Genomic DNA, 17,186 nt, shown 5'->3' with positions numbered 1-17,186 from the left:
GAGGCGCCGGTGGTTTTCTGACTGGCACTACAGAACTTCCAGCAGGTTCAACAAGTATCATTGTTGGTAAAGGAGGGAACGGTGGCGGAGGCTGGTATGATCCAGGTAAAAATGGAGGCGATTCGTCTATTGGTAATATTATAATTTCTAAAGGAGGCGGCGGTGGCGGGCATGGATCTCCAACGGCCAATACTCCTTCAGATTTGACTGGATATAACGGTGGTTCTGGCGGAGGTGGAGGTGGACAAGCATGGGGTGGTGATAGTTCTCCTGAAGGCAAGGGAATATCAGGGCAGGGTCATGACGGTGCTGTTGGAAGTGATTGGCAACATCATATATTTGGAGGTGGTGGAGGAGGAGCATATGAAAAAGGATATTATGGAAGCGGTGGCACTGATTCTTGGCATGATCCATGTAATGATTGTGGAGACTATGCTGGTGCTACTGGTGGCAATGGAGGAAGTGGATCTCCATCTTCAATCAGCGGTGCAGAGAAATGGTATGCTGCTGGAGGTGGAGGTGGAGGTTATGAGAGCGGTGGAATAGGTGGAAAAGGAGGTGGTGGAAATGGAGGGAGTAACTCTACAACAACTATTGAACCAACTGCAGGGCAAGAAAACACTGGTTCTGGTGGAGGTGGAAGTGGTGTTACTATACCATATGAAATTAGAGATTCTTATGGAGCTGGCGCTAATGGCGGTTCCGGAATCGTGATAATTAAAATTTAAACAAGGATGAATTTAATTCAAATTCTAAAACAGAAAAAAAAACAAAAAGGATTCTCATTGATAGAACTGCTGATATCTTTTGCCATACTCTCTTTGGGCATAATGGCGGTTTTCATCCTGATGTCCAAGAATGTAGAATATTCCCGATTTTCAAAAGATCAGATTCTAGCTTCTCAGTTAGCGCAGGAAGCCGTTGAACTGCTGAGGAACATCAAAGACAATGACACCGAATTTAATGATACAGTTGAAGCCGGTGAATACATAATCGATAAAAATAAATTTGAAATCAACACTGATCCGGATATTTTCAAGTTGTATTTGAAATATGAAGAAGGCAATAAATTCTATGTCCATGAAAAAGATAATTCAGAACCTTCAAAATTTTTCAGAAAAGTTGATTTGGCGGTCAAGAATGATACGGACGGAAAGAAAATAATCGAAGAAAGAATTATGGTTTCATGGAATGACAAAGGTTTGCCATCCGATCCAGCCGATTGTACCCTGGCCAACAAATGCCTATCAGTTGGTTCCATTGCACCCGACACAAATATAGTTTGTACCTGTACGGGCGCAGACTTAGTCTGTCAGGGCGATCCTGTCTACTACGATAACTGCGAGGGTCAGTGCGGTGTAGGTACGAAGACGAATGGGGAATGCTGTGCTTCACTTGTCGTTAAAAATCAGCCGGTTAATATAACTGGGGTAACTTTGGCAAATGCAACTGGGATTGCAGTCATCAATGATTTAATTTTTAAACCCAATCTTGTCGCCACCGGCGGTAATATAGTCTATACGGATAAGGATGGTTTAAGACCTACTCCTGCTCCCACTTCTGAAACTGTATATGTGGTTCATAAGTTTGATGACAAAAATGTTGTAAATTTGGCCAGCGGGGCGTGCAGTATAACTTTTGAAAAGCCCATGGATAATGTAGAGCTTTTATTAGTTGGTGGTGGTGGCTATGGAGATTTGCAAGCTGGTGCTGCTGGTGGTTTTAGGCTTTTGAATAAGTCAGTAACTGCAAGAACTTATAATATGATAGTTGGCGCTGGAGGTGCCAACATTATGTTTGCCGTTCCTTCTGACCAAGTCTATTATAATAACAGAAATACAATTTGGGATACTGGAGGTTCTGATCAAGAAGTAGCTACTGGCGGAGGCGGTGGTGGAAGTTATTCTTCTGTCAATGGTGGATCTGGATCAGGTGGATATGTAGTTCAATGGAACAATGGTCCTGAATATGCTTCACCAGGACTTGGTAACACTCCGGCTACTGCACCTTCACAAGGAAACAATGGGGGGGCAGCTACTACTATTTATCCCAATGGTAGAGAGTGGGTAGCATTTGGTGGTGGCGGAGGCGGAGCCGGCAGTGCCGGATACCAGCCTTTTGTAGGTACAGATGGAAATTATCATGGCGGGCAAGGAGGAGACGGAATATCTTCTTCTATCAGTGGTGTTCCTACGATTTATGCTGCTGGCGGAGGCGGAGGTTCTGGAGATTATAATGGTAATTTTAGTAATTTTAGAGGTGGAGAAGGCGGAAGCGGTGGAATTGGAGGTAAAGGTCACTCTTGGGGGTATCCGATTACAACCGAAGAAGCAAGTGGAAAACCTTGGACTGGTTCTGGCGGTGGTGGAATTGATTATGGTTTTTCATGGGGTTACGACAGATTTGGTGGTTGCGGAGTTATTATTGTCAGATATCCTTATTCCCAAGCTCTTCCTACTTTAACCTGGGGGACAGGAAATGATGAAACAATTAATACTAGTGGAACATATACACTCACAGATTCGTCAGGAAATAAAATAGATGCCACTGTTAATTATTTAGGATTACCAAAAACTGATCAGACAGATAGTATAACGGTTGAATGTCAATAAAATATTTGTAAAATTTAAAAAATCGCCCATAGGCAGGGCGATTTTTTTGTATTATAATTAAAATATGAATTCACCCCCACACCTATTTAAATGTTATGTTCTATGTTTATATAATAAAAAGTAAAAAAGACGGTGATTTATATACTGGGTCGACAAATAATTTGATAAAAAGATTTTCTGAACATAATAAAGGTCTTTGTAAATCAACTAAATGTCGTGTACCATTCAAGCTGGTATATTATGAGGCTTACGTGTCTCAAAAAGATGCGAGAACAAGAGAGCACAACTTAAAATTAAGGGCAAATGCGTTAAGTCAGTTGAAAAGAAGGATTAAAAACAGTTTAATTTAATTTTTTAATTTAAATAGGTGTGGGGGTAAAACATGAAGCTAAAACAAGAATAGCCAAACTTTCAGCGGAAATAGACAAATTGCGTTACAAATACCATGTTTTAGATGATCCGGATGTTACTGATGAGATTTATGATTCTCTCATGGAAGAGTTGAGAAAGCTGGAGGAACAATTTCCGGATCTCAAGTCTCCCAATTCTCCGACAGTCCGCATCGGAGGAGAGCCTTTGGATAAATTTCAAAAAGTGAAACACGAAATCAAGCAGTGGTCTTTTGATGATGTTTTCGATAGCAATGAACTGAAAAACTGGGAAGAAAAAATAAAAAGAATGATTGAAAAAACCAATATAAAAGAAAAATTAGAATATTGCTGTGAATTGAAAATTGATGGTCTGAAGATGATCCTAACTTATGAAAATGGTAAATTTGTGCAAGGTGCTACCCGCGGTGACGGAATGGTTGGAGAAAATGTAACGCAAAATTTGAAGACTATTCAAAGCATACCGCTAAAACTGAATATGCCATTTGACCTAATAGTAGTCGGTGAGTGCTGGCTGAGTAAAAAAGAATTGCAGAGAATAAACAGAGAACGTGAAAAAAAAGGTGAAGCGCTTTTTGCCAATTCTCGCAATGCGGCAGCTGGTTCCATAAGACAACTCGATCCGAAGATTGCCTCTGGCAGGAAATTGGACAGTTTTATATATGATATAGATAGAATAAGCACAAAATTTCCAGAAACCCAGATTGAAGAGCTGGAACTTTTAGAAAAGTTAGGATTTAAAGTCAATACAGGGCGCAAATTATGCAAAGATATTGGCGAGGTTCAGAGATTTTATGATTATTGGACAAACAAAAGAGACAAACAAGACTATGAAATTGATGGAATAGTTATAAAAATAAATTCGCTTAAATTACAGAGAGCGTTGGGTTATACCGGCAAATCTCCAAGGTGGGGAATTGCATATAAGTTTCCAGCTGCTCAGGTTACAACAGTTGTGGAAGATATTAATGTTCAGGTAGGACGCACTGGAGCCCTGACTCCGGTAGCGCATCTTCGTCCGGTAAAAGTTGCTGGGTCAACAGTCAGCCGTGCAACGCTTCATAATGAAGATGAAATAAGGCGTTTGGATGTCAGAGTGGGCGATACGGTTATCATTCATAAAGCTGGAGATGTGATTCCTGAAGTTGTAGAGGTTGTAAAAAATTTAAGGACTGGAAAAGAAAAAGTTTTTCATATGCCGACAAAGTGCCCGATTTGCGGAGGAAAAGTTGAGAGGCAAGAAATAGGAATATCAAAAAAGAAAGAAACATCTCAAATCTCAGCGGCTCATTATTGTCTGAATCCAAGGTGTTTTGCTGTAGAACGCGAAAAAATAATTCATTTTGTTTCCCGCAAAGGTTTTGATATAGTCGGTTTCGGGGAAAAAATCGTGGAACAACTCATGAATGAAGGACTTGTTTCTGATATAAGCGATATTTTTGAATTAAAAACGGGCGATCTCGAATCATTGGAACGTTTCGCTGAAAAATCAGCCAAAAATCTTACAGAGGCTATTGAAAAAAGCAAAAAAATAAACCTAGAAAAATTTTTATATGCATTGGGGATAAGATTTGTAGGAGAAGAAACTGCAGTTCTGGTGGTGAAAAATAAAGAAAAAATAATAAAAGAAAAAATAAGGAGTCTTCATGATGTAATAAATATTTTCCCGCAAATTTCAAAAGAACAATGGATGGAAATCAAGGGAATCGGGGATAAATCAGCGGAGAGTTTATTTGAGTGGTTTAACGATAAAAAAAATCTCGAGCTTCTCGAAAAAATAAAAAAACTCGGTGTCATTTTAGAAGTCGCTGAAGCAGAAAATATATCAGATGGCAATCAAAAATTATCAGGCAAAAATTTTGTCCTGACTGGGGAACTTTCCAGCTTTACAAGAGATGAAGCAAAAGATATGATAAGAAAAAGAGGCGGTGGCATTTCTTCTTCTGTAAGCCAAAAAACAGATTATGTTGTTGCGGGAGAAAATCCCGGATCGAAGTATGAAAAAGCCAAGGAATTAGGAGTGGCAATTATAGGAGAGGAAGAATTTATAAAACTTATAAAAAAATAATTTTCCAAAAATAATTATGCTAACCAGGGAAGAAATTTTGCATATAGCAACTTTGGCTAGAATAGGCTTAGATGAAAAAGATATTAAAAAATATCAGAATGAATTGTCTGAAATTTTGGATTATTTCAAAAAACTCAATGAGCTTAATGTGGAGGGCATTGAGCCTATAGGCCATATTACCGGTATGCAGAATATATACCGTTCCGATATCAATAAAGAATTCGAACCTTTGGAAAAAGAAAGAATTATCAAAAATATACCGGAAAACAAAGACGGATATATTAAGGTCAAAAGCGTTTTATAGTTTTATTTTTTAAAAAAAATGATCAAAGAACTTCACAATAAATTAATAAGCAAGGAAATAACGGCAGTTCAGCTTGCGGAAAATTATTTTGCTTTTATTGAAAAAAAAGAACCAGAAGTTTCAGCCTATTTGACATTGACAAAAGAGCTGGCGATGGATCAAGCAAAAAAAGTGGATGAAAAAATTTCAAAAGGAGAAAAAATAGGAATAATAGAAGGCATACCCTGTGCGATCAAAGACAATATCTGCATAAAAGGAGTAAGGACTACTGCAGGTTCAAAAATTCTGGATAATTATATTGCTCCTTATGATGCAACCGTTATCAAGCACCTGAAAAAAAGCGGAGCTGTTTTTTTAGGAAAAACAAATATGGATGAATTTGCCATGGGTTCGTCTACTGAAAATAGCGCCTATCAAATTACTAAAAATCCTTTAGATATAGAACGTGTTCCAGGGGGCTCTTCCGGAGGTTCAATAGCCGCTGTGGCAGCAAATGAAGCTGTTTGGTCTCTTGGTTCAGATACCGGAGGATCAATCCGCCAGCCAGCCTCATTTTGCGGAGTTGTAGGTTTAAAACCTACCTATGGACGTGTTTCACGAAATGGATTGCTTGCAATGGCCTCCAGTCTTGACCAAATAGGACCGGTTGCAAAAAACGTTGAAGATGTAGCTATAATTCTTTCAGAAATTTCCGGAGAAGATTTATTGGATGCGACTTCTGCTCAGAGCGGCAGTAAGAGATATGAAGATTATCTTACAGGAAATATTTCTGGGAAAAGTATAGGAATTCCACAAGAATATATGGAAGGATTAGACAGCGAAATCAAGAAGGTTTTTGATGAATCTGTTGAAAAATTAAAATCTCTAGGTGCTCAAATAAAAACAATAAGTTTGCCGCATGCTAAATATGCTCTGCCTACATATTATATAATTATGACTTCAGAAGTTAGTTCCAATTTGGCGAGATTTGACGGTATAAAATATGGTTTAAGAATTAATGATGAATCAGATTCTGACGTTAAAGAAGGAGAATTGCCTAAAACGTTGCTTGAAGGATATCTTGATACAAGAAAAATAGGATTTGGTGACGAGGTAAAAAGACGTATTATGCTTGGGACATATGCTTTGAGTGCTGGTTATTACGATGCTTATTATCTTAAGGCGCAGAAAGTCAGAGCACTTATTCGGCAGGATTTTGAAAAAGCATTCAAAGAAGTTGATTTTATTTATTCTCCGACAGCTCCGGAAACAGCTTTTAAAATAGGTGAAAAAACTAATGATCCGCTAAAAATGTATCTAGGCGATATTTATACAATTACAGCTAATCTTGCAGGTATACCTGCAGTTTCTTTTCCAATTGGGGCTGTTAAAAACCTTCCAGTAGGAGGGCAATTGATGGGTAAGTGGTTTGATGAAGAGGGGTTGTTGGATGTGGCGTATACTTTTGAAATAAATAATTAAAAATATAAATAATTTAAACATATGTTTAATAATTCAGAAAATTCAGTCAGTAGTTTTCAGGATATTATTACGCAATTATATGCTTCACCTCTAGTTTTTTTTCTCAAGATTTTTTTCGGAATATATCTAGCAGTTTTAATTGCTAATGTAATTATGCTTTTGATTCTTCGTGATGTGCCTGCTCAGCTGAGAGTAGGATTAAAAGGCATGAGTGTTCCTTTAGTTACAAAGAAAAAAATGGGCAAACGCTGGGATGAAGTCATGAAACGTCTAAAAAGCAACGAAGCTTCGCAATTCAAAGTTGCAATCATTGAAGCCGATTCGATTGCTGATGGGATACTTTCTGAATTAGGGTACAAGGGAGCTAACATGATGGAAAAATTAGAACAAGTCGGAACCTCTCATCTAGATGATCATCTGGAGGCGCTTAAGGGAGCGCATCAACTTAGAAATAGGGTAGTGAATGAGCCAGACTTTGAAGTCGACGAAAGATTGGCAAAGGCAGAAATAGGCATTTATGAAAATTTCTTGAGGTATTTAGAGTTATTGAATTAAAATTCATTGTTGACAGATGTAAAAAAATAATTATAATAAGGATTACTGCCTATTTTATTTATAGCGGGATGGAGCAGTCTGGCAGCTCGCGTGGCTCATAACCACGAGGTCGTAGGTTCAAATCCTACTCCCGCAACAAGAGCATAGAACGTAGGTCGAGAAACTGAATATAGGTGACAGATATGTTTGTTTTTTATCTTACGTTTTTTATTTATTAGTAAGCCAGGGTAGCTCAGTTGGTTAGAGCGTGGGACTCATAAGCCCAAGGTCGAGAGTTCAACTCTCTCCCCTGGTACGAGAATAAATTGTGATAGAATTTAAGAATGGGAAAGGGGTCTGGAAAACGTGACTTTTCTTTCCCGGTGTGGAAGTATTGAAACCGCAAGGTTTCAATGAGGAACAAAGTGACGACGGGGGCGTAGCTCAGTTGGTTAGAGCGACTGCCTGTCACGCAGTAGGTCACCGGTTCGAGCCCGGCCGTCCCCGCAAGTAAAAGGCTTAATTGAGCCTTTTTTATATTTAATTTTGAATAAAAAAATATAGAAAAAATACTTGCAATAATACCTAAAAAGAATTATAATAAGGTAGTGGAATTTGCCCTAAAAAAACAAAAAAATGACATTAAAATCATATCTTTGGGGGATAAGATTTGGTACAGTTTTATCTTTTATAGCGTGGGTCATGGTTATTTTATATATCAATCCTGAAAAATCAGGATTTGCAGGACACCTTCTTTTTTATGCGAGCACATTTCTTTTTTTTGCTGGAGTGCTCATTTTATTTTTTACTTGGATGAAAAGAAGAATTGGAGGTGACGATGAAGTTGCATTTATATATTTAGGAACAAGCTTCAGACAAGGAATCTTAATAGCACTTCTGTTAATTGGGCTATTAATTTTGCAACAGCACAGAATGCTTTTATGGTGGAATGGTTTACTTATGGTAGCAGGAATATTTTTAATGGAATTATATTTTTTAACACGCAGGTGATTTTATTTATTAATAAATTAAGTTATTAAATTGCTAATAGAATAAATATTTTAAAATGAAAAAAGAGGAAAATAGGAAAAAAAATGAATATGGTGCAAAATCCATCCAAGTTTTGGAAGGGCTAGATCCTGTGCGTAAGCGCCCCGGAATGTATATAGGAGGAACTTCTACGGAAGGTCTGCATCATTTAATTTGGGAAGTGGTCAATAACTCAATTGATGAAGCCATGGCTGGATATTGCGATAATATCAGCATAAAATTATTGCCTGACAATATAATTGAGATTACTGACAATGGACGCGGCATTCCGGTGGAAATACATCCACAAACAAAAAAATCTACACTCGAAACAGTTCTAACGATTCTGCATGCCGGCGGAAAATTCGGTGGAGATGGATATAAAGTTTCCGGAGGACTTCATGGTGTTGGAGTTTCTGTCGTAAATGCCCTTTCTGTCTGGACAAAGGCCGAAGTTCATCTTAATGGAAAAATTTGGACCCAAGAATATAAGCGAGGCGTACCCTTGTATAAAGTGAAGGCTACAGGAAAATCTGATAAAACAGGAACAATAATTTCTTTCCAAGCTGACCCGCAGATATTTCCTGAGATAAAATATAGTTGGACAAAGATTTTAGACTATGTTAGACAACAGGCCTATCTTACCAAAGGAGTAAAGATTATAGTCGAAGATAGGCGGGAAGTATTAAGCAAAGAAGATGAATATAAAGTTTTAAAACATGGATTTTACTTTGATGGTGGAATAATTTCTTTTGTTAAATTTTTAAATCGCGGAAAAGAAATAAAAAACGAGTTGCCTGTTTATATTGAAAAAACGGTAGATAATGTGAATGTTGAAATTTCGCTTCAATATACTGACGGTTATAAAGAGCATCTTTATTCTTTTGCTAATAATATATTTACCATTGAGGGCGGGATGCATGTGACAGGATTTAAAATGGCTCTTACGCGCGTGCTTAATGATTATGCTAAGAAAAACAACTTGCTTAAAGAAAAAGACGGAGCTATGACTTCTGAAGATTTGAAAGAAGGTTTGACGGCAGTTGTCAGTGTTAAGCTTCGCAATCCTCAATTTGAAGGACAGACAAAATCTAAGTTAGGAAATGCGGAAGTTCGTGGAATTGTTTCAAGTGTTACCTCGGAAGGTTTAGTTGAATTTTTAGAAAAACATCCAAACAACGCTAAGGCGATGATTGAAAAATGTATGCTGACTGTTAGGGCGCGTATAGCTGCGCGAGCAGCCAAGGATGCAGTTCTCAGGAAAGGAGCTTTAGAAGGTATGACTCTTCCGGGAAAACTGGCTGATTGCACGACTCGCGATGCGGAAAAATCAGAATTATACATAGTAGAAGGCGATAGCGCCGGAGGCAGTGCAAAACAGGGTAGGAATCGCCAATTTCAGGCAATTCTTCCGCTTAGAGGTAAATTGGTTAATGTAGAAAAAACCAGTCTCGACAAAGTAGTTAAGTCTGATACATTGAAACCAATTATAATAGCTCTTGGAACTGGAATTGGAGAAACATTCGATATTAGCCGATTAAGATATGGAAAAATAATAATTATGGCGGATGCCGATGTTGACGGTTCGCATATCCGTGTTTTATTGCTGACATTTTTCTATAGATATTTTGAAGAACTCATAACTGGCGGGCATGTTTATATAGCTCAGCCTCCTCTTTATAGGATTCAAAAAGGAAAAGACGTTAAGTGGGTTTTTAATGATGAGGAAAAAGATAAAATTATCGAAGAATTAAAAAAGAAATCGACTGAAAAAAACATTGAAAATAAAATTACACAATCAGATCTTGATGCAGGAGGCGGAGAAATTGAAAAAATAGCCGGAGTTACCATCCAGCGATACAAAGGTCTTGGAGAAATGAATCCGCAACAGCTATGGGAAACAACTATGGATCCAGAACGCCGCAAAATGCTGCGAGTTGAGATAGAAGATGCACAGGAGGCTGATCGAGTTTTTGATATTCTTATGGGAACAGATGTGGAACCGCGCAGAAGATTTATCCAGACACATGCAAAAAATGTGAAGAATTTAGATATATAATAAAAAATTTTTATGTTCAAAGGATTTGAACAGATAAAAGAATCTAATTCAAATTCCGAAGCTCAGCTTAATCAGGAATTTGAAAAAATTGATATTGTGGCATTGAAGTTAGCCAAAAAGTACGGGGAATATGAATCGCTTAATTCTTTCATAGTGTATCTTGCTTCAATGGAAAAGGTTTTTACGCGTTCACGTGTTTATAGTTCTGATATTATGACCACTAAAGATGAAATTATTAAAATGGAAATACATCTTTTTAGTGAGGATACTGGCTTGGATGAAGATATGCTCAATGGTATTAGAAATGATTTCAGCCTGGTTTATCTTACAATTTCGCAGGTTTATGCGGTTGCTGAAAAATTGATTAAGAAATTTTCCGATATTAAAGGTTGTTTAGAATTCATTACTTCTCTGCGTGATATATCTATTATATTCATAGAAGCGCATGAAAATCATTTTACTATTAGTGAGATTCAGGACAGAATTTATAGATCGAGGATGAGAACTCTTTCGGCAGATGGAAACCCAGACCCTATTTTGTTGGAAAGAATATATATTGAGTTTAAAAATGAACTTGGAGGAAAGTTTTAATCAGGTCTCAAATTTAAATTTTGGTACAAAAAAGAAACCAATATTTTCTATCTTAATATTGGAAAATGTGCTATAATTAGTTAAAGAAAAGGTCATATCTTTTTAATAATTTTTTAAACACAGAAAGTATTTTTATGTTTTATTTTCTTAGAGTAACATAAAATGATAGAATACTTTCTTAAATAAATATGAATCAAGTCCAAACATGGGGAGAAGCCATATCATTTTCTCTTATAGATTTATGGCTGAGATTTATTAATTTTGTTCCAACTCTGTTGGGGGCAGTAATTATTTTTTTACTTGGGCTGATTATAGCTTCTGTTTTAGGAAAAGTTATCGAAAGGATTGTTATAGCAATTAAAATAGATCAAGCTTTTGAACGTATGAATATCAGTGAAAAAATAAAGGAACATGGAATAAATATTTCAATTTCATATTTTTTGGGAAAAGTTGTCCAGTGGTTTTTAATCCTCGTTTTTTTAATGGCAGCAACAGATATTTTAGGGTTAAATCAAGTTACAGGCTTTCTTAATAGCATAATTGTATATCTGCCGAATGTAATCGTGGCTACTATAATCCTCACAATCGCTTTTCTTTTGGGTAACCTTATATATATAATAGTGCGCTCCAGCACAAAAGCAGCAGGAGTTATGAGTGCTACGCTTTTAGCCACTATAATAAAATGGTCTATTATAATTTTTGGTATATTGGCAGCATTAATTCAGCTTGGAATAGCCGTATCTTTGGTTAATACGATATTTATTGGTTTAATTGGAGCAATTTCATTGGCAGCAGGTTTAGCTTTCGGATTAGGAGGTCGCGAAGAAGCAGCGTTAATTCTCAAAAAGTTAAGAGAAGAGATTATGGATAAAAAATAAATTTTTTTAATCTTTTTAGTTAAACAAAAAATATGGACAAGTATGCAAGCATTTCTTCAAAATCGGGAATTTTAAGGGAGAAAAAATCCGGAGAAATTATTAGACAATCAATAAAAGATAGTGCTTTGAATCCAAATGGAGAAAACTGGATTGCAAAGGCGCTTTACGCTGTAGTAATCATATCATTAATGGCTATTTTTTTTGGAGTTCCTATTTTTTTTACAGGCTTTTCTTCCCAAAGCATAGGATTTGAAAAACAAATATATTTTTATTTTTGGATTTTAGTAGCTCTTATTGCCTGGGTATCTAATGGCGTTGTCAGGGGAGAAATGAAAATAAGACGTACTCCGCTGGATATACCGATAATAATATTTTGGTTCGCTTGTTTATTATCATCTATTTTTTCAGTTGATAAATGGCATAGCTTTTGGGGATTTTTTGGTGATCCAACTCACGGATTTATCAATATTACGGCTAGTATTGTTGTTTATTATATAATCCTAAGTCATTTCAGTGAACGCATCATGCGTTTTTTGTTGGGGTCATTTTTGACATCTGGTTTTATAGCTATAATTTATGAATTTTTGATTTTAACAGGCATACTTAAATTACAGAACCAAAGTTTTATTCAAGCAAATAGTTGGGCCCAATTTTTGCCAACTAATCCCATTGGATCTGTTTCTGGAACAACTGTTTATTTAAGTGTTTTATGTATTTTATTTATCACTGTTTTTTTGAAATTAAAACTGAGTGAAGGAGCAAAATGGAAAAAAAATATATTAAAATCCATCTTTTTAATAATAGTTTTAATATCACTGTACGCTCTTTTTGCTTTCTATTCCTTTGTACCATGGCCTGCAATTCTAATCGGAGTTGGCTTTCTGCTTATATATGTACTTGCTCGTATAGTTAAAACCAGTAGTGGTTCTACCTGGTTACCAATGATCGTTTTTTTGGCAGTACTTTCTATATTTTTAATAGGAGGGGTGGAAAGTGTTTTTAAATTTAATATAGTTCCTGTAAATATCCCGGCGGAAATAAATATCTCATATAAATTATCCTGGCAGGTTGCTAAGGAAGCGATGAAAGATAATTTTTTCTTGGGTAGCGGTCCTGCAACTTATGGGTACATATTTTCCCTATATCATCCGCAAGAATTTAATCTAAGTAGTTTGAATAATATTAGTTTACATAATCTTAGATTTTATCAGGGTTCAGGAATTTTATGGGAAATAATGCCTACGTTAGGAGCTTTGGGTACTTTTTCTTTCATTCTTCTTATAATTTCTTTTTTAAGTGTTACGATTTATTTCTTAAGTAAAGATAAAGAAAGAAATAAGATATATTCTCTCGGAGCAATGGCCAGCATGATAGTCATCATAGTTTCTTCTTTTATGATAAGGATGGAAGGAGCATTGGTAATTTTAAGCGTACTTTTAGGATCGATTACTTTAGGCATAAATCTTCTGGAAAGTGATGCAAAAGAGGACTATATAAATCTTTCTCTAAAAGCTTCCCCTAAATATGCACTAGCTTTGGCATTTGTTTTTTTGGTTGTTAGTGCAAGTGTAATTTTCTTCTTTGTTTTCCTAGGCAAGATGTATATAGCTGATATTTTTGCTGGCATTTCCGGAAGGCAGAAAAACATAACAGAGGAAGGATCAATCAGCTCTATTTCTAAAGCTATAAAGCTTTATGACAAAGAGGGTCGTTATTATACTATTGCCGGACAGCAATATATGGCACTTGCAAATAAGGAAATTTTAAAAGGAGATAATGCAAATATAGAACTTACAAGACAATATCTAGAAAATTCAATAGCTTTTGCTTTAAAGGGAAAAGAACTAATGCCAAAAGATGTGTTAGCTGTTGAAGTCCTTGCACAAGCTTACGAGAATAAAGCTTCTTATCTTGTTCAGCTTTTAGATCAAGCGATTGCAATTTATGGTGATGCCCTTGCTCTTGAACCCCACAACCCGGACATTTATTTAAAAATTGGACAGTTAAATGCAAAAAAAGCTAGCGTAGAGGAAGATAAAAATAAAAATAAAGAGCTTATGGATAAGGCAATAGATATGTTTCAAAAGTCCATATCCGAAAAAAATGATTATGCTCCAGGATATTATTATTTATCTCTGATAAACAATCAGGCTGGGGATATTGATAAGGCGATTGAATTTGCTGAAAATGCCAGAAAAATAGACCTGCAAAATGCAGATTATGTTTTTAATCTAGCTAATTTATATAGGGAAAAAGGCGGTGATGACAATTTAAAAACATCTGAGTATTTATATCAGCAGATTTTACAAGTTGCTCCTAATAATGCGAATACGCTTTTAGGGTTAGGTCTTCTTTACGAAAAACAAGGCAAGAATGATCAGGCGGTGGAACAATATGAAAAAGTTTTAGATGCGTTATCGCCTGAATCAACTCAGGCGAGGACGCAGGTCCAAACTTTAATAGATAATATAAAAAACGGAGTTTCAAATGAAGTAGCAAATTCAGTAGATAATACGGTTGAAGAGGAAACGCAAAATATAACAGAAAACAATACCGTGGATGAAACAGAAAACTCAGAAGAAATTCCTGTTTTAGACAATAATTAAAATATCAAAAAGCCGCATAAACATATCATAAAATAAATGGGGCAATGCTTGTATGCATTGCTCTTGACAGTTTTTTTGTATTTGTTAAAATAGTAACACGTCTAAAATTTGTATTCTAAGATATACACATCTGAGAAAACTAATTGAAAAACGAAATAAATATAGCGGGTGAGTTCGGGGCCTAATTTTGTGTTTGCCTTGAAAATCCCTCGCAGCGAGTGGATTTTTTTGTTGGTCAAAATTTTAAAATTAGTGCTGAAATAGATTAATCAGTATGGGTAAAAAAATTAAATCCCAATAAACTGATCAAAAGTTTCCGCAGTAGTTAGCAACTTAACAATTTTTTGGTCTTTCCATGTAAAACGTGTGATATATATAGTTGTGCGGGAAAATATATCAGGCGTCAGCTATAACATGGTAAGTCAATAAGTAGGTCAATAAAAAAAGTCCTCTGATTAATCAGGGGCAATCAGTAGTTAATGATAAGTAATTGTTAACTGCTAACCGTTAAAATAAAGAAAGGTTACTTAACGTATATGGTGGATGCCTTGACTGAAATAAGCGATGAAGGACGCAGCTGGCTGCGATAATCTTCGGGGAGCTGTTAAGCAAGCTTTGATCCGGAGGTCTCCGAATGGGGCAACCCTCTCACTTTTAGTGAGAATCTTTGGCTGAATTCATAAGCCAATGAAGCGCACCCTGGGAATTGAAACATCTTAGTACCAGGAGGAATATAAAACAATATGTGATTCCGTAAGTAGTGGCGAGCGAACGCGGAAAAGTCTAAACCCTGACGCAAGTCAGGGGGTTGCGAGGTAATTAGACTCGATTGATCGGGGTAAAGCATAATCTCTTAGTAAAATCCTCTGGAAAGTGGAACCATAGCGGGTAAAAGTCCCGTATGCGAAAAGAGAATATGTTTTATGTGATTATCCTCAAGTAAGGCAGGACCAGAGAAATCCTGTCTGAATCTGGGAGTACTACTCTTCCAAGACTAAATATTATTTCAGATCGATAGTGAACTAGTACCGTGAGGGAAAGGTGAAAAGCATCCCGGAAGGGAAGTGAAATAGAACTGAAACCATATACTAACGTAGAGTCGGAGCCGTAGCTTGCTACGGTGACGGCGTGCTTTTTGCAGAACGAGCCAACGAGTTAATTTTATGCGGCTTGCCTAAGGAGCTAACACTCCGGAGGCGTAGTGAAAGCGAGCCTGAATAGGGCGTTTGTCGCATGGATTAGACCCGAAGCCGGGCGAGCTACATATGAGCAGGGTGAACCTTGGGTAAAACCAAGGGGAGGCCCGAACCCACGAGCCGTGCAACACTCGGGGATGACTTGTGTGTAGGGGAGAAATTCCAATCGAGCTCGGCAATAGCTGGTTCTCTCCGAAATAGCTTGAGGGCTAGCGTCATGTAATTGCATCCAAGAGGTAGAGCTACTGGATGAGAATTCGCGGTTCGCCGTAGGGTTTTCAACCAAACTCCGAATTCTTGAGATGTTTATCATGGCAGTCAGAAATCCGGCGCTAAGGTCGGATCTCAAAAGGGAAACAGCCCAGATCATCATCTAAGGTCCCTAAATTTATGCTAAGTGGTAAAGGAAGTGAAGTTTCTTAGACATCTAGGAGGTTGGCTCAGAAGCAGCCATCCTTCAAAGAGTGCGTAACAGCTCACTAGACCAGAGACTTCGCGCCGATAATTCAACGGGGCTAAGCATAATACCGAAGATATGGGATTATAGGTTTCACAGAGAAAATTTTCTTTAAAATCGTTAATGATAACAGGCAAACGTTTGTTAGGGTGGAGTGAACGGGATAGCGACACTTCATTACAAGCTAAAAACAAAAAAGCCCAGCCTGTTATCATTGACGTTAAATTTAATTCTCAACAAAATTTGTTGAGTTCTCTGTGAAATCTATAATCGGTAGGAGAGCGTTCTTTGTGCACTGAAGCGTAAGGGGCGACCCGTCGTGGAGCGCAAAGAAGTGAGAATGTTGGCATGAGTAACCACAATGTGAGTGAAATCCTCACACACCGCAAGTCTAAGGTTTCCTGGGCAACGTTGATCGTCCCAGGGTTAGTCGGTCCTAAGGCGAGGCTGAAAGGCGTAGTCGATGGACAGCAGGTTAATATTCCTGCACTGCAATAATATTCGATGGAGTGACGTATTTTAGTATGTTTTGCATCTCATTGGATTGATGTAGAAATGTTGAGGGTGTTTCGCAGGCAAATCCACGAAGCATCAGCCCAAGGCATTTCTGGAAGTCCCGTTTCGGCGGGGCGAACGAAACAAAGCAAGGTACCAGGAAAAGCTTCTAAGGTTAATATTATTGTATCCGTACCGCAAACCGACACAGGTAGATGAGGCGAGTAGCCTCAGGTGAACGGGAGAACCTTCGTTAAGGAACTCGGCAAAAAAACTAGACGTAAGTTAGCGAGATGTCTTTCCGTCCCGATTTATCGGGATGGACGCAGTGAAAGTTTTCCAAGCGACTGTTTATCAAAAACACAACTCTCTGCCAACCCGCAAGGGGAAGTATAGGGGGTGACACCTGACCAGTGCTGGAACGTTAATGGGGTTGGTGCAAGCTAATCCTTGAAGCGCCAGTGAACGTCGGCGATAACTATAATCGTCCTAAGGTAGCGAAATTCC

12 protein-coding genes, 3 tRNA genes and 1 rRNA gene are annotated in these 17,186 nt (G+C 37.3%); all 16 read left to right on the top strand.

Annotated features, from left to right (window positions below; all coding sequences use genetic code 11):
* On the top strand, positions 1-728 hold a 728-nt coding region (locus PLR68_04325), incomplete at its 5' end, for a hypothetical protein (protein HOW60938.1).
* 6 nt (positions 729-734) lie between these two features.
* On the top strand, positions 735-2,612 hold the full coding sequence (locus tag PLR68_04320; protein ID HOW60937.1) for a prepilin-type N-terminal cleavage/methylation domain-containing protein: 1,878 nt from the start codon (positions 735-737) through the stop codon (positions 2,610-2,612).
* Positions 2,613-2,707: 95 nt separating this feature from the next.
* The gene (locus PLR68_04315; GenBank protein ID HOW60936.1) at positions 2,708-2,962 is read left to right on the top strand and encodes a GIY-YIG nuclease family protein; all 255 of its coding nucleotides are present in this window, start codon (positions 2,708-2,710) and stop codon (positions 2,960-2,962) included.
* A 19-nt stretch (positions 2,963-2,981) separates the two neighbouring features.
* On the top strand, positions 2,982-5,069 hold the full coding sequence (gene ligA / locus PLR68_04310; protein HOW60935.1) for an NAD-dependent DNA ligase LigA: 2,088 nt from the start codon (positions 2,982-2,984) through the stop codon (positions 5,067-5,069).
* Between the two features lie 16 nt (positions 5,070-5,085).
* Positions 5,086-5,373 (top strand): Asp-tRNA(Asn)/Glu-tRNA(Gln) amidotransferase subunit GatC, encoded by a 288-nt coding sequence (gene gatC, locus PLR68_04305; GenBank protein ID HOW60934.1) that lies wholly within the window; start codon positions 5,086-5,088, stop codon positions 5,371-5,373.
* 18 nt (positions 5,374-5,391) lie between these two features.
* Complete coding sequence (gatA, locus tag PLR68_04300; protein ID HOW60933.1) at positions 5,392-6,834, top strand: Asp-tRNA(Asn)/Glu-tRNA(Gln) amidotransferase subunit GatA; 1,443 nt, start codon at positions 5,392-5,394, stop codon at positions 6,832-6,834.
* Between the two features lie 21 nt (positions 6,835-6,855).
* On the top strand, positions 6,856-7,389 hold the full coding sequence (locus tag PLR68_04295) for a hypothetical protein (protein HOW60932.1): 534 nt from the start codon (positions 6,856-6,858) through the stop codon (positions 7,387-7,389).
* 62 nt (positions 7,390-7,451) lie between these two features.
* Positions 7,452-7,525: transfer RNA gene (locus PLR68_04290), tRNA-Met, on the top strand.
* 85 nt (positions 7,526-7,610) lie between these two features.
* Positions 7,611-7,684 (top strand) — tRNA-Met (locus tag PLR68_04285).
* Between the two features lie 117 nt (positions 7,685-7,801).
* A tRNA-Asp gene (locus tag PLR68_04280) sits at positions 7,802-7,875 on the top strand.
* A gap of 129 nt (positions 7,876-8,004) precedes the next feature.
* The gene (locus tag PLR68_04275; protein ID HOW60931.1) at positions 8,005-8,379 is read left to right on the top strand and encodes a hypothetical protein; all 375 of its coding nucleotides are present in this window, start codon (positions 8,005-8,007) and stop codon (positions 8,377-8,379) included.
* Between the two features lie 55 nt (positions 8,380-8,434).
* Positions 8,435-10,456 carry a DNA topoisomerase (ATP-hydrolyzing) subunit B gene (gyrB, locus tag PLR68_04270; GenBank protein HOW60930.1) on the top strand — a complete coding sequence of 674 codons (2,022 nt, stop codon included), beginning with the start codon at positions 8,435-8,437 and terminating at the stop codon, positions 10,454-10,456.
* Between the two features lie 12 nt (positions 10,457-10,468).
* Positions 10,469-11,047: a hypothetical protein gene (locus tag PLR68_04265; protein HOW60929.1), complete on the top strand. Its 579-nt coding sequence runs from the start codon at positions 10,469-10,471 to the stop codon at positions 11,045-11,047.
* A gap of 188 nt (positions 11,048-11,235) precedes the next feature.
* Positions 11,236-11,925, top strand: coding sequence for a hypothetical protein (locus PLR68_04260; GenBank protein ID HOW60928.1), 690 nt, complete (start codon positions 11,236-11,238; stop codon positions 11,923-11,925).
* Between the two features lie 32 nt (positions 11,926-11,957).
* Complete coding sequence (locus tag PLR68_04255; GenBank protein ID HOW60927.1) at positions 11,958-14,531, top strand: tetratricopeptide repeat protein; 2,574 nt, start codon at positions 11,958-11,960, stop codon at positions 14,529-14,531.
* 516 nt (positions 14,532-15,047) lie between these two features.
* Positions 15,048-17,186 (top strand): 23S ribosomal RNA (locus PLR68_04250); the annotation flags it as partial.

This window comes from Candidatus Moraniibacteriota bacterium (assembly GCA_035390125.1).
GTDB lineage: Bacteria > Patescibacteriota > Minisyncoccia > Moranbacterales > GWC2-37-73 > DAOOTD01.
The sequence above is the reverse complement of the archived record's forward strand: the minus strand, read 5'-3'. Positions and strand labels throughout refer to the sequence as shown.

Bases quoted from the DNA above. Each gene is read 5' to 3' on its own strand.
- PLR68_04320 (HOW60937.1), top strand. From the start codon at position 735: ATGAATTTAATTCAAATTCTAAAACAGAAAAAAAAACAAAAAGGATTC.
- PLR68_04315 (HOW60936.1), top strand. From the start codon at position 2,708: ATGTTCTATGTTTATATAATAAAAAGTAAAAAAGACGGTGATTTATAT.
- gatC (HOW60934.1), top strand. From the start codon at position 5,086: ATGCTAACCAGGGAAGAAATTTTGCATATAGCAACTTTGGCTAGAATA.
- gatA (HOW60933.1), top strand. From the start codon at position 5,392: ATGATCAAAGAACTTCACAATAAATTAATAAGCAAGGAAATAACGGCA.
- PLR68_04295 (HOW60932.1), top strand. From the start codon at position 6,856: ATGTTTAATAATTCAGAAAATTCAGTCAGTAGTTTTCAGGATATTATT.
- PLR68_04275 (HOW60931.1), top strand. From the start codon at position 8,005: ATGACATTAAAATCATATCTTTGGGGGATAAGATTTGGTACAGTTTTA.
- gyrB (HOW60930.1), top strand. From the start codon at position 8,435: ATGAAAAAAGAGGAAAATAGGAAAAAAAATGAATATGGTGCAAAATCC.
- PLR68_04265 (HOW60929.1), top strand. From the start codon at position 10,469: ATGTTCAAAGGATTTGAACAGATAAAAGAATCTAATTCAAATTCCGAA.
- PLR68_04260 (HOW60928.1), top strand. From the start codon at position 11,236: ATGAATCAAGTCCAAACATGGGGAGAAGCCATATCATTTTCTCTTATA.
- PLR68_04255 (HOW60927.1), top strand. From the start codon at position 11,958: ATGGACAAGTATGCAAGCATTTCTTCAAAATCGGGAATTTTAAGGGAG.